This window comes from Beijerinckiaceae bacterium (genome assembly GCA_004564215.1).
Taxonomy (GTDB): domain Bacteria; phylum Pseudomonadota; class Alphaproteobacteria; order Rhizobiales; family Beijerinckiaceae; genus Methylocapsa.
The window spans coordinates 2,044,849-2,064,389 of the sequence record CP024846.1 but is presented as its reverse complement, the minus strand read 5'-3'; the positions used below and the strand labels follow the sequence as shown (position 1 = coordinate 2,064,389).

The window sequence follows — 19,541 nt, the reverse complement described above, 5'->3', positions numbered from 1 at the left end:
TAATGTAGACAACGTCTACATTGCGCCGGCGGGCAAGCATTTGCAACCGATTCAGGAACAGGGCGATGACAAGTAAAATCCTGGCGGGTTTCGAGACGCTCGACGCGGAAACGCGCGAGGCGGAATTGAACTGGCAAGGTGATCCGCCCGAATGGCTGAACGGCGCCCTTCTGCGCACCGGGCCAGCCAAATTCGAGGTGGGGACAACCCCCTATCGGCACTGGTTCGACGGGCTTGCGATGTTGCACCGTTTTGCCTTCGGCGGCGGGCGGGTCCGCTACACGAACCTTTTTTTGCAGAGCGTCGCCTATCGGAAGGCGATCGCCAATAATGCCATTTCCCGCGATGAATTTGCGACCAATCGTCCGGGATCCTATTTGTCAGGACTTATTGCCCGCCTGAGCGGCCAACTTGGCAGCGACAACAACAATGTGAATGTCATCGCCTATGGCGACCATGACATGGTGGCTCTCACGGAAACCCCGCATCCGCTGCGGTTCGATCCGAAAACGCTCGAAACCTTGGGCGCCTTTGCATGGTCGGACGAACTCAAATGCCAGATCACCACGGCGCATCCGCATTATGATTTGGCGAGGCGGACCATTTATAATTTTGAAATCGTCTTCGGCCGGAAGAGTCTCTATCGCTTCACCCGCATGGGCTTCGGCGCGGGAAAACGCAGCGTGGTCGCCGAGATCGAAACCAGCGATCCCGCCTATACCCATAGCTTCGCGATGACCGAGCGCTATCTCGTCCTTGCTGAATTTCCCCTCGTAACAAAACCACTGCGGCTCCTGTTCAGCGGCCGTCCGTTCATCGAGACCTATCGCTGGACGCCGGGTCGCGGGCTGCGCTTCACCGTGATCGAGAAAGACACGGGCGCGATCGTCCGGCGGGCCGAGACCGATGCGTGTTTTGCTTTTCATCATGTCAATGCCTTCGAGCAAGACGGCGCCATTCTGCTCGACCTCGCGGCCTTTCCGGATGCCCGTATCATCGATGCCCTGTATCTCGATGCGCTTCGCGCCGGCAAGGCCGTGCCGCGGAGCGCACTCACCCGTTACACAATCCCTCTTGGCGAGGGGCCGGTCACCCGCCAAACTCTCTCGGATGTCGCACTGGAATTGCCGCGCATCGCCTATCGGCGGCTGGCCGGGCGCCCCTATCGCTATGTGTGGGGCACCGGCCAAATGGGCGGTGGGTTTCTGGACAGTCTCGTCAAGCAGGACCTCCACGCCGCCGCGACCACGATTTGGAGCGAAGACGAGACCTCTCCGGGCGAACCTGTGTTCGTTGCGACCCCCGGCGCCGGGCCGGAAGACGATGGGGTTTTGTTGTCTGTGGTCCTCGATGGCCGGGCGCAGAGTTCTTTTCTTCTGGTGCTCGATGCCGGCACGATGCGCGAGCGCGCGCGGGCCTACGCGCCGCATGTCATTCCTTTCGGTTTCCATGGCAATTATTTCGCGAACACCGGATAGACGTGGCTTCTTGCTCCTTCATCGATTGCGCAAACGGCACTGGTTTCAACGATACTTCCACGAGGGCTCCGACATGTACCATGCGATTGTTGCCGCCCGCATCCGCGAGCTGTTCCGGAGGCTTGGACGGCAGGACTACGCGCTTGTTCTCGACAGCCTCGCTTCAAAGTGCGAGCATAGTTTTATGGGTGACCATGCGCTCGGCGGGACCCGCAAGACGCATGCGGCGATCAAACGCTGGTATCAGCGCTTGCCGCGCGTCCTTCCCGGCCTCTCCTTCGAAATCGAAAGGATCGTCGTGAGCGGCTGGCCTTGGGCGACGGACATAGCTGTCGAATGGCGTGACTTTGGGACCACGCTCGATGGGAGCCCCTTCACCAATCAGGGCGTGCATTTCATCAATTTAAGCTGGGGTAAAACCACTGTGATCCGGATCTATTGCGATACCTTGCTTCTCAAAGAGGTGCTGTCGCGCAACGCTGCCTGCGGGCTCTCCGAAGCCTCGGCGCGGCCGATTCTCGATTGATATCTGGATGATCAAGGATTGAGCCTATGAACGAAGCGGCAGAGGTTACATTGGCCGAGGGCAAAGCAGCCCCGGAGATCAAGAGGACATTCGCGGCTCAGCAGAAGACGGCGATCGCCCTGAGAACATCGAACGCCGAAATGCGCATCGCCAAGCTGCGAAGGCTGGAGGCGGTCATTCTTGCCAATCATGATGCGATCTGCCGCGCGCTCGCCGACGACCTCGGTAAACCCGAAGCCGAGGCCGATCTTTGCGAAATTCTTCCGGTCATTTCGGGACTTCGCCATGCTCGCCGGCATTTGAAATCCTGGATGAAGCCTAAATATGCCGCGCCGACCCTGACGATGTTCGGAACCAAGGCTCGGATCCGCCATGAACCCAAGGGCGTTTCACTCATCATCTCGCCATGGAATTATCCAGTCAGTCTTTTGCTCGGGCCTCTTACTTCGGCGATCGCGGCCGGTTGCCCGGTGATCATCAAGCCGTCCGAGATGAGCCCGGCATGCTCGGCGATCCTCGCAAAGATTCTCAACGACAGTTTTCCATCGGAGGAGGTCGCCGTCTTCGAGGGCGAAGCCGCGGTTTCGACGACTTTGCTTAAATTGCCGTTCGAACATATTTTCTTCACCGGCAGCCCAGAGATCGGCAAAGTGGTGATGACGGCGGCCGCCAAGCATCTTTCCGCCGTGACATTGGAACTCGGCGGAAAATCGCCGGTCATTGTCGATGAAACCGCCGATATGATGAAAGCCGTGCGGAGCATTGTTTGGGGAAAGTTTTCCAACTGCGGCCAGACCTGCATCGCGCCGGATTATGCCTATGTGCATGAAAGCCGGCTTCCGCAATTCATCGATGCGATGAAGGATGCCATCGCAAAAATGTACGGCGATCCGGCGCAAAGCCAGGACTATTGCCGGATCATCAATCACGAACACTTCGAGCGTTTGTCGCAGCTTCTCGATGACGCGGTGAAGCATGGCGCCACCATCCAGGCGGGCGGCACGCGCAATGGCGCGGAAAAATTCATCGCCCCGACATTGTTGACCGGCGCGGGCGAAGAGTCCGCGATCATGCGGGAAGAGATTTTTGGGCCGTTGCTGCCGATCATCGCCTATCGCGATTTGGCTGAGCCCATTGCCGCGATCAATGCGCGGCCAAAGCCGCTCGCCCTTTATGTCTATGCAAAGGATCACGCTCACATTGAACGCGTGCTCACCGAGACATCGGCGGGCGGATCCTGCGTCAATGCCTCAAACATCCAGTTCGCGCATGACAATCTGCCATTCGGCGGCATCAACAATTCGGGGCTCGGCAACGCCCATGGCTTCTATGGTTTCCGCGCCTTCTCGCATGAACGCGCGGTGCTTGAAGACAAATTCAATGTGACCCCGATGTTGTTTCCGCCCTATACGCCATGGGTGAAGCAGATGATCAAATGGACGCTAAGGTATCTGACTTGAGGGTTATACCAGGTCTCGAATGAAGTGCGTCATCTACCGCTGTCATGGCCGGGCTTGACCCGGCCATCCAAACATCTGCCTCCGTTGTCGGATGCCCGGCTCAAGGCCGGGCATGACGACGGAGCCCGGCCATGACGGCTAGCGCCGATGGGTGGCTCTCTTCGAAACTTAGTATTAGTTATCACCCCAAAAGATCGAGCAGAGCCGGAATGAGTGGCGCGTCCGCCGGCGGCATTGGATAAGAACGCAAATCCTTAGGGAGAACCCATTTCAGCGTCTGGTTTTCGCGCGCGGAAACAAACCCTTTCCATCGCCGGCAAATATAGAGCGGCATAAGAAGGTGAAAATCGGGGTAGGCGAAGCTCGCGAATGTCAAAGGTGCGAGACAGGCCTCTTCGACCTCGATCCCCAATTCCTCGTGCAATTCCCGGATCAAGGCTTGTTCCGGCCTTTCCCCGTCCTCGACCTTGCCACCCGGAAACTCCCAAAGGCCTTCCAGCGATTTTCCTTGCGGGCGCTGCGCGATCAACACCCGGCAATCCGGGTCGACGAGCGCAACGGCGACGACAAGCAAAAGATTCACGCTGAGGGTTTGCCCTTTATGGCCCAGGAATTGATATTCCAATCGTTGTCGCGGGAAATCGCAGCACACCATTCATCCAACGGCGGCAAGTGTGGCGAAGCGGAGTCGATAATGCCCGCCATGAGACAAATGGCAAACTCTGACCCGGTCAGGTCAGTCAAATAAAGCCTTTTCTCTAGGACCGGTAGTCGCCGTTGATCGCGACATATTCCTTGGTGAGATCGCAGGTCCAGACGGTGGCCGTGCCCTTGCCGAGACCCAAATCCACGCGAATCTCGATGTCCTCGCCGCGCATGCTTTGCGAAACCACCGCTTCGTCATAGGCCGGATCCCGCATCCCCTTGCAGGCGACGCGAATATCGTTGAACCAGATCGCAAGCCTATCCCGTTCGGCCTTTTCGCCGGCCTTGCCGACGGCCATCACGACGCGGCCCCAATTGGCGTCTTCGCCGGCAATGGCGGTTTTGACCAAGGGCGAATTGGCAATCGACAGGGCGATTTTTTTGGCGGCGGCCGAACCCTTCGCACCCGTGACCGTGATTTGCACGAATTTGCGTGCGCCCTCACCATCCCGAACAATTTGATGCGCGAGATCGAGGAGAAGCGCGTCCAACGCCTTTTTGAACGAGACGAGCCGGCGATCCTTGGCGGCGCTGATTTTTGGCGCGCCCCTTTTGGCGGCGGCGCCTGTCGCAAACAGCATCAAAGTGTCGGAGGTCGAAGTATCGCCGTCGACGGTAATGGCATTGAAGGACTTCGCCACGCCTTTGGCCAGCAGGGATTGCAAGGTCAGGGCGGCGATCGGTGCGTCGGTGAAAACATAGGCGAGCATGGTCGCCATGTCGGGCGCGATCATGCCGGAGCCCTTGGCCATGCCGGAAAGGGTTACCTCCACGCCGCCGAGGCTCGCGCGGCGGGTCGCGACTTTCGGATAGGTGTCCGTCGTCATGATGGCCTTGGCGGCGGCAAGCAAACCATCCGGCCGCGCGGAGGCCGCCATTTTTTCCAGCACGCCATCGAATTTCGATGCGTCGAGCGGCTCGCCGATCACGCCGGTCGAGGCGAGGAAAATTTCAGCCGGCGGTGCGCCGCTGGCCTTCGCGGCAAGCGCGACCGTGAATTTGGCCGCCCGCGCGCCCGTTTTGCCGGTGAAAGCATTAGCGTTGCCGGAATTGACGACCAGCGCGCGGGCTTTCCCGCCCTTGAGCCGCGCGCGGCACCATTCGACCGGCGCGGACGGGCATTTCGATTTCGTGAAAACCCCGGCGACCTGTGTGCCTTTGTCGAAAAGGGCCAGCATCACATCGGTGCGGTCCTTGTAGCGAATTCCGGCGGCGCCCGTCGCAAAGCGCACACCCTCGATATTCGGAAGGTCGGGATAGGATTTGGGTGCAAGCGGAGACACGGCGGCCATGCAAGTTCCCAAGGGTAAGGGGATCGCACCTAAAGCGCGAGGACCTCGATGAAATTGCCCAGCCCGCGCCCGGCGTCAAGCGATTGCTCTTTGAATTCACGGCTTCCGTGGACGGATGCCCGCCCACGAAAGCGCCTGAATCCGCCGAGGCAATTTATTTTTTGCCGGGGGCGGGGGCCGCAGGGGCGGGGCCGCAGGGGCGGGGCCGCAGGGGCAGGAGCCGCCGCCGGAGCAGGCGTTCCAGGGGCCGGCTTGGGTGCCGCCGGAGCCACTGGAGGCTCCGTGCGCTCGACCTTGGCAGTCTTGCGCAATTGCGAGACGAACTCGGCCTGCGCTTTCTGCGCCACATAGCGGCTCACCTGATCCTTGACATCGGCCAAGGGCGGGAACGTCTTCTCGCGCTTTTCTTCGACCTCGATGATATGCCAGCCGAACGGGCTTTTCACGGGATCGGAAATCTGCCCGGCCTCAAGCTTGAACGCGGCATCGGCGAATTCGGGCACCATGCGATCCTTGGTGAACCAGCCGAGATCGCCGCCTTCCGAGCCCGGATCCTTCGAAACCTCTTTGGCGACCTTGGCGAATTCCTCGCCGCCCATGATCCTTTTCAGCGCGGCCTTCGCTTCGTCCTCGGACCCCACGAGAATGTGGCGGGCGCGAATCTCGGTTTGCGGTTTTTGCGCCTTTGCCGCCTCGTCATAGGTGGCCTTGATCGCAGCGTCTGTCGTCGCCGTCTTTGCGACCTGTTCGAGCACGCTCTCCATCAGGAGCTTCTCGCGATAATAGGCGAGCTTTTTGGCAAAGTCCGGGGCCTGATCGGCCTTGTCCGCGAGGGCTTTCTGCGCCACCAGTTCGCCGTCGATCAGAAAGTCGAGAATATAGCTCTCGCGTGCCTTACCCTCGAGCTGAGGCGGCAGCGTGCCGCGAAGATCGTCGCCGGCGATTTTGACATCCTCGTCGGTGATTTCCTTGCCGTTGACCGTGGCCAGCACCTTGGCCATCGCCGGGGAAGCCAAAACAAGGGCGGACGAGGCCAGGGCCAGCAGGCAGGAGAGGCCGGCGGCTTTGTTGCGCAAGCTTGTCGTCAGGAACATGAATTCAGCTCCGGGCTGGAAATGGGTGCGGCAACCACCGAGGATTGCCGCGAAATGGAGGGTGATTTCGTGGCGGTGCGCGGAAACATGCACGGCCGAGCGGATTTGACAAGCCCGGACCCCAATCTTATCTGTCGAACTTGTCTCGGGAGATCTTTTTTCGGGTTTTGGCCGGCTGAGTTCCCCGCCCTGTCGTGATTCGGCTCTCAGCATTTGAGGCTTTTCGCGCGGCCGCGACGAGGTTTTCCTTAAATGGAGGCGCAAACTCTGCAGGAACATCGGCTTAGCCGATGCGGCCGAGTTCAAAATTTTTCGGTCCAAAGCATGGGTACTTGGTGGCCGGGAAATCTTATAATGCTATTTGGAAGATCGGCTGTCGGTCCGGGGCCGGAACAACCCCGTCGCGGCGGGCTTGCGCGAAAGCCGCCGAAGTGACAGCAAAATAGGACAAACACCTAGGGGCTGAAGCCCCATGGCCGAAGATCGCTTCGGCCGCTCTCCAGAAAGGTCGTTTAATAATGTTGGGGTCCGTCGCGAGGAAGATTTTCGGATCGTCGAACGATCGCCGTCTCAAGGGGTATCGGCCAAAGGTCGCGGCAATCAACGCCCTCGAGCCGGAAATGCGCAAGCTTTCGGATGAAGAACTGGCCGCGCGGACGATAACCTTCCGAGAAGAGGTCGCGGCCGGCAGAAAGCTTGATGAGCTTCAGGTTCCGGCTTTTGCCACCGTCCGGGAAGCGGCGCGCCGGGTTTTGGGGCAGCGCCATTTTGACGTCCAGCTGATTGGCGGCATGGTGCTGCACGAGGGCGCCATCGCGGAGATGCGGACGGGCGAGGGCAAAACGCTCGTCGCGACGCTTGCCACCTATCTCAATTCACTCGCCGGCAACGGGGTCCATGTCGTCACCGTCAATGACTATCTCGCCCGCCGCGACGCGGAATGGATGGGAAGCATCTACAAGTTTCTCGGCCTGACGACCGGCATCATCGTGCATGGACTTGACGATGACGAACGCCGCCGCGCCTATGCCGCCGACATTACTTACGGCACCAATAACGAGTTCGGTTTCGATTATCTGCGCGACAATATGAAATACGAACTCGCGCAAATGGTACAGAGGGGCCATTCTTACGCGATCGTCGACGAAGTCGATTCGATTCTGGTCGACGAGGCGCGGACACCTCTGATCATTTCCGGTGCGTCCGACGACAGATCCGATCTTTATGTCGCAATCGACAAGGTGATCCCCAACCTCACCCCGGAGGATTACGAACTCGACGAAAAACAACGCACGACGAATCTGACCGAGGCCGGCAATGAGCACATGGAGCAATTGCTCGGTGAGCTCGGGGTGCTTTCCGAAGGTTCGCTTTACGAAGCGACCAATGTCACCGTTGTGCACCACGTCAACCAGGCCTTGCGCGCGCATAAATTGTTCAAGCGCGACAAGGACTACATCGTGCGCAAGGGCGAGGTCGTCATCATCGATGAATTCACGGGCCGCATGATGCCGGGACGGCGCTATTCGGAAGGACTCCATCAGGCGCTCGAAGCCAAGGAACATGTGCAAATCCAGCCGGAAAACGTGACCCTGGCCTCGATCACCTTCCAGAATTACTTCCGTCTTTACAAAAAGCTTGCCGGCATGACCGGAACCGCCGCGACTGAGGCGGACGAATTCGCCGAGATCTATAAGCTCGATGTGGTCGAGATCCCGACCAACCAGCCGGTCCGACGCCTTGACGAAGACGATGAAGTCTATCGCACGGCCGAAGAGAAGCTCCGCGCCATTACCCGCGAGATCGAAGCGGCCAATGCGAAATTCCAGCCCCTGCTGGTTGGCACGACATCGATCGAGAAATCTGAACAGCTTGCCGAAGCTTTAAAAAAGCAGGGCTACAAGCAGATCGATTTCGCCGAGCCGCAAGCATTGCAAAAGCTCTACGCGGGAGCGCGCTCGGACAAGCCCTCGAAGCTCTTTGCGGTTTTGAATGCGCGCTTCCATGAACAGGAAGCCTATATCGTCGCCGAGGCGGGCGTGCCCGGCGCAATTACGGTCGCAACCAATATGGCGGGCCGCGGCACCGACATTCAGCTCGGCGGCAATGTCGAGATGCGGGTTGCCCAGGAATGCGCCAATCTTCCGGAAGGTGAGCGCGAAGCAAAGGAAGCCGAAATCCGTGCCGAGGTCGAACGTTTCCGGGCGCAGGCCATCGCCGCCGGCGGTCTCTATATCATCGGCACCGAACGCCATGAGAGCCGCCGCATCGACAATCAGCTGCGCGGCCGCTCTGGCCGTCAGGGAGATCCGGGCCGCTCCAAATTCTTCTTGTCGTTGAAAGACGATTTGATGCGGATCTTTGGCTCCGAACGCATGGAGTCGATGCTCGTCAAGCTCGGTCTTAAGGAAGACGAAGCGATCGTGCATCCCTGGATCAACAAGGCCCTCGAGAAGGCACAGCAGAAAGTCGAGGCCCGCAACTTCGACATGCGCAAGAATATTCTAAAATACGACAACGTCATGAACGATCAGCGCAAGGTCGTCTTCGAACAGCGTCGCGAGATGATGGCGCAAGAGTCGCTCGAAGAAATGATCACCGACATGCGCCATGGCGTCGTCGACGATCTCATCGGCAGGCATATTCCTCGCGATGCCTATCCCGAAGCCTGGGATATCTCCGGGCTGGAAGAATCGATCAAAGGCGCGTTCAATATTTCGCTTCCGCTCGCCGATTGGGCGAAGGAGGAAGGAATTACCGAAGACGAAATGCGGGAGCGGCTGCGCAAGGCGGCCGATGAAGCCTATGCCGCGCGAGTCGAGAAAAACGGCGCCGAGGTCATGCGTTATGTCGAGAAGCAAATCATCCTTCAAGCGCTCGATCATCTTTGGCGCGAGCATCTGGTGACGCTCGATCATTTGCGGCAGGTCGTCGGTTGGCGCGGCATGGCCCAGCGCGATCCGCTGAATGAATATAAATCTGAGGCGTTTGAACTGTTCGACGGACTCATCACGCAATTGCGCGAGGTCACGACTTCGCAGTTGAACCGCGTCGAAGTTGCCTTTGAGCAGGCGCCGCCGCCAAACCCCATGCTTGAGGTTTCGCATGGGGATTCATCTGCGCATTTCGAAGGTCCGCTCAACGCAGCATTGGCCGCGGGCCCTGGCGCCGGCTTTCCGCGAGCCGCTAATCCCGCCTTCAGCCCCGATCGGGAACTCGCTGGCGATACGCTCGTGCGTGAACCGGCAGCCTTCGCCAAGGTCGGCCGGAACCAGCCCTGCCCCTGCGGTTCGGGGAAAAAATACAAGCATTGCCACGGCGCCGCCGTTTAATTCCCGCCTCGGGTTTGCGGCGATCCGGCCGGTCCGTCGAAGTATTACAGACCGGCCAGCGAGGCATGAGGCAGGCGCGCAGAGGAGCCGCTTCGCGTAGACCCGAACGGCAGCTCGCCTTGAAATGAGCCGCGATCTTTCTAGATTTACGCAGGATCCGCCGGGGGCGCGGTGCTGCCTGCAAAAACTCTGCCGTTTACATTTTCGATAATCAACCAAGGAGGAGTATTCATGCGAGCTCTCATTATTCGTCCCCTTTCCACGATCGTCCTGGCTGCATCGTTGGGGCTCGGCCCGGTTTCGGGATTTGCGCAATCCGCCGGCGAACAAACGCCGATCGCAGGTAATGTAGACAATCAACGCGGCCCCATGGGCGGACCGATGAAGGGCGGCGCCATGAAGGGCGGTCCCATGGGCGGCGACAACATGGCGCAAATGATGAGGATGATGCATGAGCGACTGGCGCATGCCGGAGAACGCGTCGAGGCCGTCAAGACCGAACTCAAAATCACGGACGCGCAATTACCCGCCTGGAACAAATTTGCCGACACGCTCGTCTCTGCTGCAAAAGCCATGGACGAGACGATGAAGGGCAACGAGATGAAGATGATTCAATCCGGCGGGGAGGCGCTTCCGGAGCGGCTCGATGGTCTTGCTAAAATGGCGTCAAAGGATACGGCGAGCCTGCAGGCGATCAAAGCTGCGCTCGATCCGCTGTATGCGACCTTCAACGATGAGCAAAAGAAGATCGCCGACGGCATGAGAATCGGCCCGATGGGTTTGATGTAACGACGAAGGTGCGAGCGCGCACCGCGTTGCGGCAGGCTTGCACCTAATCTCCCTTTATTGACGGTCCCAATCGGGGGGCGAAGAAAGGGAGAGTTTCATGATCAATTTTCGTAAGTCCATTGCGGTGGGTCTCGCAGTTACAACCCTTGGTCTGGGTGTTGCGGCCACCTCAACGCCCGCCGCTGCGGGCGGTTATTATCCCGGGTGGGGCTGGGGTCTCGGCGGTGTTGCCGCTGGCCTCGCCATCGGCGCCGCGGCTAGCGCTGCCGCCTCTCCCTATTATGACTACGGCTATGGATATCCCGCGTGCGGCTTCGCGCGTCAGCCGGTCATCGACACCTATGGCAATATCGTCGGCTATCGCCGCGTGCGGGTTTGCAATTGATGCATGATCCCGCAACAGCGGCCTTTGGTTTCGGCAATTTTCGCCGAAGACTCTGACGGAGCGTGGGTTCAATCCTCGCAACGTCTTTCCCGACGGTTACGACCTTTGGGAATCGATTTAGCGTCAATTATGACGCAACGAAACTAACGAAACACGTTCTGATTTAATTGAGTGCAAGTGTACCTGGACCACGATCGTTTAATCAAGCGATCGTGGTCCTTGTCGTTTTTGGCCATGCTGAGAACTTTGCATTAGATCACGATGATTTTGGATTGACTCAATCCAAAAGTTTAGAGCGGGATGCGGGCGGAAAACCGGTTTCCACTTTTCCTCATCCCGCTCTAGACCGGAACTTTGCTAAGGGATCTTTCGGGCGCTGGACGGGGAGGCGTTTTCCTGCGCAAGTTTAGCGAGGGCTCGCTTCGAAACGATGACCCCGCAAAGGCAATGCCCGCAAAAATGATCTCCGCATGAATGTATTAATGGACAGCCTGATCTTGCTCGCCGCCGATCCCTCGGCTTGGCTCGCTCTGTTCACGCTCATTGTGATGGAGATTGTCCTTGGCATCGACAATCTCGTCTTCATCGCCATTCTCTCGTCGAAACTTCCGCCGGTTCAGGCCTCGAAGGCGCGGCGGATCGGGATCGGCCTGTCGCTCATCTTCCGGCTGCTGCTCGTCGCCGGCGCTGCCTATATCGTCAGACTTACGCAACCTGTCTTCGGGATTCTTGGCCAGGAGTTTTCATGGCGCGATCTCATCATGATCGCGGGCGGCCTCTTTCTCGTCTTCAAGGCGACCAGCGAGATTCATCACAACGTCGACCCGGACACCGACGCCGAAGTAGCAACCCCACGCCGTCCGGGTGTGTTTGCCGTGACGGTCGGCCAGATCGTCCTCCTCGATCTTGTGTTCTCGATTGATAGCATCATCACGGCGGTCGGCATGACCGAACATGTTCCGATTATGATTATCGCGGTGATTGCGGCCGTGCTCGCGATGCTGATCGCCGCCGACCCGCTGAGCCATTTTATTCATCGCAATCCGAGCATCGTCATGCTGGCGCTCGGGTTTCTGCTTCTGATCGGGTCGACCCTGATCGCCGAAGGATTTGGATTTCATTTTCCGAAAGGCTACATCTACGTCGCGATGGCTTTTTCAGGCACGATCGAAGCGCTGAACATGCTCGCGCGAAACCGGCGAAAACGTCCGCCGAAAACCTGAAGCGCGCTCATGAGAGAGAGCGGCCAGGCCAAACCCGGAGAGCGAGCTGTGACCATCGCGGAGGTCTTGTTGCCGGTCGCGATCGATCATCCCTATTCCTATCTGGTTCGCCCCGGCACGACCGTCACGCCGGGCGCTTTCGTGGACGTGCCGCTTGGCACAAGGATCACAAGCGGTGTCGTTTGGGAGGTTCGCGAGGCAGCCTCGGAACGGCCCAATCTGAAGACCATCGCGGCGGTGCTCGATCTGCCTCCGCTTCCGGGCAATTTACGAAGCTTCATCGATTGGGTCGCGCGCTGGACGCTTAGTCCGCAAGGCATGGTTCTGCGCATGGCCATCGGTGCGCCATTTCATGCCGGACCCGAACCGGTCCGCATCGGGGTTCGTCTCGCCGGACCGCCGCCGCGCCGGATGACTCCCGCCCGCGCTCGGGTGCTCGCCGCGGCGGAGGGAGGACTGGCATTCCCCAAGGCCGTTCTCGCCGAGGCGGCCGCGTGTTCGGGCGGCGTGATCGATACGCTGATCGATGAGGGCACGCTTGAGGCCGTCGCACTCCCTCCCGATCCCGTCGCGCCAAGCTGCGATCCGGGTTTCGCCCAGCCCTGCCTTGAAGCCAGCCAGGCCGCCGCCGCAGAGCATCTGATCGCGCGTGTCAAAGCCCGCGAATTTTCGGTCACCCTGCTCGAAGGTGTCACCGGCTCCGGCAAAACGGAAGTCTATTTTGAAGCCGTCGCAGCAACCTACGAGGCCGGGCGCCAGACCTTGATTTTGATGCCGGAGATTGCCCTGACCGCGCAATTCCTCGATCGTTTCGCCGCCCGATTCGGCGCCCGCCCGGCCGAATGGCATTCCGGGGTCAGCGCGCGCAAACGAGCGCGGCTCTGGAGCGCCGTGGCTCTGGGCGAGGTCAAGGTCGTGGTCGGCGCACGTTCGGCGCTGTTTCTGCCATTTGCGGATTTGGGCGCGCTCATTGTCGACGAAGAACACGAGGCCGCCTACAAGCAGGAGGATGGCGTCGCCTACCACGCCCGCGATATGGCGGTCGTGCGCGGCCGTATCGAGAAGGGTGCCGTCATTCTCGCTTCCGCGACGCCTTCCATCGAGAGCCGGGTCAATGCCCAGCAGGGCCGCTATGGGCATGTCCAACTCGCCAGCCGTTTCAAGGCGCGAGCCATGCCAAAACTCGCCGCCATCGATCTTCGCTCCGAGGCAGCGCCTCGCGGCAGATGGATCGCACCGCGTCTCGTCGCCGCCGTTTCGGCAGCCCTTGCGCAAGGCGAACAGGCACTGCTTTTTCTCAACCGCCGAGGCTATGCGCCGCTGACCGTGTGCCGTAGCTGCGGACATCGTTTCCATTGCCCGAACTGCACCGCCTGGCTTGTGGAACACCGTTTCCGCCGGGCGCTTATGTGCCATCATTGCGGCCACATCGAACGCCGGCCAAACATTTGCCCGGCCTGCGGCGCGGAGGATTCGCTTTCGGCCTGCGGTCCTGGCATCGAGCGATTGGCGGAAGAAACGAGCGAACTGTTTCCCGACGCCAGAACGCTCGTCCTCTCCTCGGACTTTCCCGGCGGCACCGAGCGTCTGCGCAACGAACTCGACGCCATCGCGCGCGGCGAATGCGACATCATTATCGGCACCCAGCTCGTCGCCAAGGGCCATAATTTTCCACTCCTGTCGCTAGTTGGGGTCATCGACGCGGATATTGGCCTGACCTCGGGCGATCCTCGGGCCGCCGAACGGACCTTCCAATTGCTGAATCAAGTCACCGGACGCGCGGGACGGTTTGAAACGGCTGGCCGGGCCCTGGTTCAGACCTGGCAACCGGAACACCCCGTGATGCGCGCATTGCTCTCCGGCGATTTCGAGAGTTTTTACGGGGCCGAAACCGAGCAGCGTCGGCGCGCGGGCCTGCCGCCTTTCGGACGCCTGGCAGCTCTGATTATTTCGGCGCGGGATAGCGGCACGGCCGAAACCCATGCGCGGGCGCTCGCGCGGGCCGCCTACACTCTTCCGCCCACACCAGGCTGGCGGCTGGCCCCCGCCGGCGGACTGCCCGAGGAAAACGAAATCAGCCTGCTCGGGCCCGCCGAGGCCCCGATCGCGGTCATTCGCGGACGTCACCGTTTCCGACTTCTCGTGCGCGCGCCACGCTCGGCCGATCTGCAAGGCTTTTTGCGCGCTTGGCTGGCCGCGGGACCACCCGAAAAGGGGGGCGTGCGGGTCGCCGTCGACGTCGATCCGCAAAGCTTTTTATGACAGGCGCGTCGCCCGCGTGTCAGGGCCGGTCAGCGGCAGTCGGTGTGCCCGCACCCGTGTGCCGCGCGCGCAATTGAAACGCGAGCGCCAAGAGGCTGGCCCCGAAGACGGTCGCATAAGCGCCAACCCACCAGCTTACCACCAAGGCGCCGAACATGGGCGCCGCGATGAGTAGGACTCCGAATACAACGGAGATGATCCCGCCAAGCACCAGCCACACACGGCCATGCTCCTGTGTGACATCAAAGGCGGCACGCAGCTCCAGCACGCCGGAGACAATCGCCCAGGCCGCGAGGAGCCCGACAAACACGAGCACAGTGAGCCCGGGCACGACCAGGGCTACAATACCGGCAATGATGCCCACCGCTCCCTCGAAGGTGAGATAGCCCCAACGTTGCTGATGACGCGCCGCGCGGACAGCGGCGGCGATCGCAAAAATCCCATCGATGATCAGATAAAGCGCAAACAGGGTGACGAGCGATAGCAAGGTCGCGCCGGGAAAAAGAAAGGCGATCAAGCCGATGACCAGCCCTAAGATGCCGCGGCCCGCAACGACCCACCAATTCTGCGCGAGCGTTGCACCGAGTCCGAATCCGAGAAGTTCCCGATGAACGCCTGTATCGCCTCTGCTTGGATTGGAGAATGTCATCGTTTCGGTTCCTTCCATGCTGCCGCCGCGAGAAAACCCCACGACGTTCGAACCCCAGAGGTAGGTACTGCAGAGACCGACGTCGAGGGGGCGTTGACGCGCGGTAATTTTGCGCGCATGCCGTTCGCATCCTCCCCCCAAGCCAAGCTCCGGCTAGTCCTTATGAATTCGAACCGATCGACGGACCCAACGGTCCCCTCCAATGTGGCGCAGAAACCAGGCGCATCCGCGGATGTTCTGGACCGCAGCGATGCCAAATGGGTGCGGCTGCGGGACATCATCCGGGCGCATTCGCTCAAACGCGGCGAGTTTCTTCTCGCCTCGGGGCGAACCAGCACCTATTTGTTTCAGCTTCGGCAAACCACAATGTTGCCGGAAGGCGCCGCGCTGATCGGCGAAATCATCGTCGACTACATGAAGAAAAACAATATCGCGTGTATCGGCGGCCTTGAACTCGGCGCGGTCCCGATCGTTTCCGCCGTCGCCGCCATCAGCCATTTGAAAGCCTGGCCGGTCGATGCTTTTTTTGTCCGCAAGGCCGCCAAAGAACACGGCGCGCGCGAAAGAGTCGATGGATATCTTCGCAACGAAGCCGAGGTGCTGATGATCGACGATGTCGCGACCACCGGCGGCTCGATTCTCAAGGCCATCGAGGGCATCGAAGGCCATGGCTCCTATGTTCGCCGGGCGCTCGCGGTAGTCGATCGCGAAGAAGGGGCGGCTGAAAATTTGGCCGCGCAAAATATTCAGCTCGCGGCGATTTTTAAGAGAAGCGATTTTCCCGAGATTTGAAATGGGGAGGCGGCGCCCTCAAGCCGCCGGGTTTAAGGGCGCCTCAGAATCAGGCTCTTGTGCCTATCGTGGCCGTTTCGCGGTCCTTGTGCCGTGCCCTGAGCTGAAATGCCAAGGCCAGGAGGCTTACGCCGAAAACGATCGCATAAGCGCCGATCCACCATGTGAGAACCAGAGCACCGAGTAGAGGTGCTGCGATCAGCAAGACTCCATAGAGAATCGAGACGATCCCACCGATGGCAAGCCACCAGCGGCCATGATCCTTATTGAGTTTAAAGGCGGCGGCAAACATGAGAACCCCGGTGGCGATTGCCCACCCGGCGACCATAATCACGAAGACGAATACCGTCAGGCCGGGCCAAGACGCAGCCAAAATGGCCACAAGGATGCTGACGAAGCCTTCGATCGTCAGGAGGCCCCAACGTTCGTGATGTCTGGCCGCGCGCATGGCCGAGATGATCGCCACGACGCCGTCAAAGACCAGATATACCGAGAAAACCACGACCAGCGACAGCATCGTGGCGCCGGGGAAAAGAAACGCGATCAAACCAAAGGCAATACCGAAAACGCCCCTTAAGGCGACGGCCCACCAATTGCGGGAAAGAGTGGTATCGAGCCCGAACTCAAGGGCAGCTGAGTGAAGATTGGTGTTTGGTCCATCTACGCCGGTAAAACTCATCACGCGGTCCTTTCTGAAAAGTCGCCGGCACGGGAGGAACCCGTGGCCCTACGGCTTCTTCCTAAGACGTAATGCATAAGCCAAATACGTCTAGGCGTATTGAACTGCGTCAATTGTCACAGCGCTAACCGAGCCGTGGCTACTCCATATATTTCACCGCAAGGCGTCACGCCTTAGCTGGCCCTAGATCACGATGATTTTGGAATGACTCAACCCAAAATCATGAACGTGATCGATTCCAAAAATTTAAGAGCGGGATGCGAGCGGAAAACCGGTTTCCGCTTTTCCTCATCCCGCTCTAGTCGCCGCGCAGACGGCGGCAGACAAACTCGAGCTGATCGAGGGTTTTATACTTCACTAGCATTTCGCCGGCCTCTCCGACTTTTTGCGTGATTGTCACATTCATTCCCAGCACTTCCAGCAAGCTCGTTTCCAAGGCGCGGGTATCGGCGTCTTTTTCCTCCGCCTCGCGCTTGCGCGGCCCAGGCCCGGCGGCGCCGGAGCTTTTGGACGAACCTTGCAACATCCGCTCGACATCCCGCACCGAAAGCTCTTCGGCCACGATTCGTTCGGCGAGGGCATCGGGTTCGTCGGCAGACAGGAGCAATCGGGCATGCCCCGCCGAAATTTTACCTTCGCTCAGGAGGGTCTTGCTGCGTTCGGGAAGCTTGAGAAGCCGCAAAATATTGGTCACATGGCTTCGGCTTTTGCCGATCACTTTGCCGAGATCGAGCTGTGTATACCCGAATTCATCGCCAAGCCGCTGATAGCCCACCGCCTCCTCGATCGGATTGAGATCGCTGCGCTGGACGTTTTCGATGATCGCCAATTCCAGCGCCTGACGGTCGTCCGCGTCGACGCTGATAATCGGGACTTCGTGCAAGCCCGCGCGTTGGGCCGCGCGCCAACGCCGCTCGCCCGCGATGATCTCGAAAGTACCGACCGATCCTTGCACCGGACGCGCGAGGATCGGTTGAATAATGCCTTTTTCCTTGATCGACGCCGTCAGTTCTTCGAGGTCTTCCTCGGCGAAGGATTTTCGTGGATTGCGGGGATTGGGCCGAAGAAACTCGATCGGCAATTTCTGCGGGGTGCGGGCGCGCGTGGCGGCTTGGACGGTGTCGTCGCCGCCGAGCAGCGCGGCCAGACCGCGCCCGAGCCTCGGTCGCGATTCCTCTGGTGATTTGGCTGGCTTCATTTGTCGTTCGCTCCAGATCATTAATTCCCGGCCAACGCAGGACCAGCCTCAGGCCGCGCGAAAGAGGCGCTCCCGCTGGATCACTTCCGACGCAAGTTTCAAATAGGCTTGGCTACCACTGCATTTGAGATCGTAGAGCAGGACCGGCTTTCCATGCGAAGGCGCTTCGGACACCCGGACATTGCGGGGAATGACCGTTTCATAGACCTTGTCGCCCATATATCCGCGCACATCCGCCACCACCTGCGTCGCGAGGGAATTACGCGCATCGAACATCGTCAGGACGATGCCATGAATGGTCAGGCCCGGATTCAGCGTATCGCGGACCTGGTCCACGGTCGTCAGCAGTTGCGATAGCCCTTCCAAGGCGAAGAACTCGCATTGCAGCGGCACCAATACGGCATGAGCCGCCGCCATCGCATTCATGGTGAGAAGATTGAGCGAGGGCGGGCAATCGACCAACACATAGCTGAAGCGCTCTTCCTCGGACTTGATGCTTTGCTCTTCAACGAAGGCGGTCAGCGCCTTTTTGAGGCAGAAGGCGCGGTCCGGGCGCGCGGCGATCTCAAGTTCCAGGCCCAGCAGATCGAGCGTCGAGGGCGCGATGGAGAGGCGCGGGACGGCAGTCTCCTGCAGGACAGCCTGAAGTGTCTGCTCCCCCGTTAAAACATCATAGGTCGAGATCCGGCGGTTGGCACGCTCTATCCCCAACCCCGTCGAGGCATTGCCCTGAGGATCGAGATCGACGATGAGCACGCGTTCGTCCATGGCCGCGAGCGCGGTGCCAAGGTTGATGGCGGTCGTAGTCTTGCCGACCCCGCCCTTTTGATTGGCAAGCACGAGAACGCGCAGAGGGGCGGAGACGGACACCTTATTCTCCTGGAAAAACCCTGAAGCCTCGCCGGCTCATGAGATTTTGCATTTTGAACCAGTTTCCTTGCAGAGACGTGATATGTGCGATTCGCGCCCTCCCAAAAGAAGAAGGCAACTAATTAGCGTACAATGTAATGATGCAAGATTAAATCTTTTGCTTATTATGGACGGCGCCTGACGAGGACCAGACGCGCCTCGGAGCATGTATTGCTCCCTACAGTCGCGATTAAATATTTACCGATCGTTAACGAGTCGGTCAATTCCGCGTCTAGCTGTTTCCCCTTGGAAAACACACCGACGGCGCCATCCTGAATGAATTTCTCGGCATATCCGAGGAGGACCGGCAGGGATGCCAGGGCGCGCGCGCTCACAGCTTCGAAATTATTGTCCAATAAGGGCACGATTTCTTCGATTCGGCCGCAATGAACCACCGCCGGAGCGCGTGTTTCCCGCGCGACCTCGCGTAAAAAGGCGCATTTGCGCTGGTTGGCTTCCACCAGATGAACGCTCGCTCCCTTTTCGTCAGCATAGCGAATCGCCGTGACGAGACCGGGGAACCCGGCTCCCGAGCCAAGATCGAGCCATTTCCGCGCGTCCGGCACGACTTCCGACACTTGGAGAGAATCCGCGAAATGCCTCACCCAAACTTCGTCTAGTGTCGAGGCTCCGACAAGATTCATCGCCCGCTGCCATTTGGCGAGGAGGGCGGCGTAGATCTCCAGGCGTCGCAGAATCGGCTCCGGCAGAGCTGCCAAGGAGGGATGCGACCTTGCCTGGTTAATTGGAGCCCGTCCCACCGGCAAG

At 59.7% G+C, this 19,541-nt stretch carries 17 protein-coding genes and 1 pseudogene; 10 read left to right on the top strand and 8 right to left on the bottom strand.

What is annotated here, in order from left to right; all coding sequences use genetic code 11:
- The first annotated feature begins 65 nt into the window (after positions 1 to 65).
- Genes CU048_09635 through CU048_09625 form a run of 3 tightly spaced genes read left to right on the top strand, consistent with a single transcriptional unit; the run spans position 66 to position 3,464 of the window.
- A complete protein-coding gene (locus CU048_09635) occupies positions 66 to 1,478 on the top strand; it encodes a beta-carotene 15,15'-monooxygenase (GenBank protein ID QBR71495.1) in 1,413 nt (470 codons plus the stop codon).
- The gene (locus CU048_09630) at positions 1,429 to 2,004 is read left to right on the top strand and encodes a nuclear transport factor 2 family protein (GenBank protein ID QBR71494.1); all 576 of its coding nucleotides are present in this window, start codon (positions 1,429 to 1,431) and stop codon (positions 2,002 to 2,004) included. Before CU048_09635 ends, CU048_09630 begins: the two co-directional genes overlap by 50 nt.
- A 26-nt stretch (positions 2,005 to 2,030) precedes the next feature.
- A complete protein-coding gene (locus CU048_09625; GenBank protein ID QBR71493.1) occupies positions 2,031 to 3,464 on the top strand; it encodes an aldehyde dehydrogenase in 1,434 nt (477 codons plus the stop codon).
- 181 nt (positions 3,465 to 3,645) lie between these two features.
- Here CU048_09625 and CU048_09620 read toward each other — a convergent pair whose 3' ends face one another.
- From CU048_09620 to CU048_09610, 3 genes are all read right to left on the bottom strand, one after another.
- Positions 3,646 to 4,119 (bottom strand): 8-oxo-dGTP diphosphatase MutT, encoded by a 474-nt coding sequence (locus CU048_09620; protein ID QBR71492.1) that lies wholly within the window; start codon positions 4,117 to 4,119, stop codon positions 3,646 to 3,648.
- Positions 4,120 to 4,222: 103 nt separating this feature from the next.
- Positions 4,223 to 5,461 carry a bifunctional ornithine acetyltransferase/N-acetylglutamate synthase gene (locus CU048_09615; GenBank protein QBR71491.1) on the bottom strand — a complete coding sequence of 413 codons (1,239 nt, stop codon included), beginning with the start codon at positions 5,459 to 5,461 and terminating at the stop codon, positions 4,223 to 4,225.
- 29 nt (positions 5,462 to 5,490) lie between these two features.
- Complete coding sequence (locus CU048_09610) at positions 5,491 to 6,555, bottom strand: peptidylprolyl isomerase (GenBank protein ID QBR72818.1); 1,065 nt, start codon at positions 6,553 to 6,555, stop codon at positions 5,491 to 5,493.
- Between the two features lie 518 nt (positions 6,556 to 7,073).
- Here CU048_09610 and CU048_09605 point away from each other — a divergent pair.
- The 6 genes and pseudogenes from CU048_09605 (at position 7,074) to CU048_09580 (ending at position 14,546) form a co-directional block, all read left to right on the top strand.
- Positions 7,074 to 9,887 (top strand): preprotein translocase subunit SecA, encoded by a 2,814-nt coding sequence (locus CU048_09605; protein QBR71490.1) that lies wholly within the window; start codon positions 7,074 to 7,076, stop codon positions 9,885 to 9,887.
- Positions 9,888 to 10,334: 447 nt separating this feature from the next.
- Positions 10,335 to 10,676, top strand: coding sequence for a hypothetical protein (locus CU048_09600; protein QBR72817.1), 342 nt, complete (start codon positions 10,335 to 10,337; stop codon positions 10,674 to 10,676).
- A gap of 97 nt (positions 10,677 to 10,773) precedes the next feature.
- Positions 10,774 to 11,061, top strand: coding sequence for a hypothetical protein (locus CU048_09595; GenBank protein QBR71489.1), 288 nt, complete (start codon positions 10,774 to 10,776; stop codon positions 11,059 to 11,061).
- Between the two features lie 248 nt (positions 11,062 to 11,309).
- Positions 11,310 to 11,405 (top strand): annotated as a pseudogene (locus CU048_09590) (SAM-dependent methyltransferase).
- 138 nt (positions 11,406 to 11,543) lie between these two features.
- Positions 11,544 to 12,284 (top strand): hypothetical protein, encoded by a 741-nt coding sequence (locus tag CU048_09585; GenBank protein QBR71488.1) that lies wholly within the window; start codon positions 11,544 to 11,546, stop codon positions 12,282 to 12,284.
- Between the two features lie 9 nt (positions 12,285 to 12,293).
- Positions 12,294 to 14,546 carry a primosomal protein N' gene (locus CU048_09580; protein QBR71487.1) on the top strand — a complete coding sequence of 751 codons (2,253 nt, stop codon included), beginning with the start codon at positions 12,294 to 12,296 and terminating at the stop codon, positions 14,544 to 14,546.
- Positions 14,547 to 14,565: 19 nt separating this feature from the next.
- On the opposite strand, the gene CU048_09575 is transcribed toward CU048_09580, so the two are convergent.
- On the bottom strand, positions 14,566 to 15,195 hold the full coding sequence (locus tag CU048_09575) for a hypothetical protein (GenBank protein QBR72816.1): 630 nt from the start codon (positions 15,193 to 15,195) through the stop codon (positions 14,566 to 14,568).
- Positions 15,196 to 15,357: 162 nt separating this feature from the next.
- Here CU048_09575 and pyrE point away from each other — a divergent pair, with 162 nt between their 5' ends.
- On the top strand, positions 15,358 to 15,987 hold the full coding sequence (gene pyrE, locus CU048_09570) for an orotate phosphoribosyltransferase (GenBank protein ID QBR71486.1): 630 nt from the start codon (positions 15,358 to 15,360) through the stop codon (positions 15,985 to 15,987).
- Positions 15,988 to 16,036: 49 nt separating this feature from the next.
- On the opposite strand, the gene CU048_09565 is transcribed toward pyrE, so the two are convergent.
- The 4 genes from CU048_09565 to rsmG form a co-directional block, all read right to left on the bottom strand.
- Positions 16,037 to 16,666, bottom strand: a complete 630-nt coding sequence (locus CU048_09565; GenBank protein QBR71485.1) for a hypothetical protein — start codon at positions 16,664 to 16,666, stop codon at positions 16,037 to 16,039.
- Positions 16,667 to 16,964: 298 nt separating this feature from the next.
- On the bottom strand, positions 16,965 to 17,864 hold the full coding sequence (locus CU048_09560) for a chromosome partitioning protein ParB (GenBank protein ID QBR72815.1): 900 nt from the start codon (positions 17,862 to 17,864) through the stop codon (positions 16,965 to 16,967).
- Positions 17,865 to 17,912: 48 nt separating this feature from the next.
- Positions 17,913 to 18,734, bottom strand: coding sequence for a chromosome partitioning protein ParA (locus CU048_09555; GenBank protein QBR71484.1), 822 nt, complete (start codon positions 18,732 to 18,734; stop codon positions 17,913 to 17,915).
- 164 nt (positions 18,735 to 18,898) lie between these two features.
- On the bottom strand, positions 18,899 to 19,540 hold the full coding sequence (rsmG, locus tag CU048_09550) for a 16S rRNA (guanine(527)-N(7))-methyltransferase RsmG (protein QBR71483.1): 642 nt from the start codon (positions 19,538 to 19,540) through the stop codon (positions 18,899 to 18,901).
- Position 19,541: the final 1 nt, after the last annotated feature.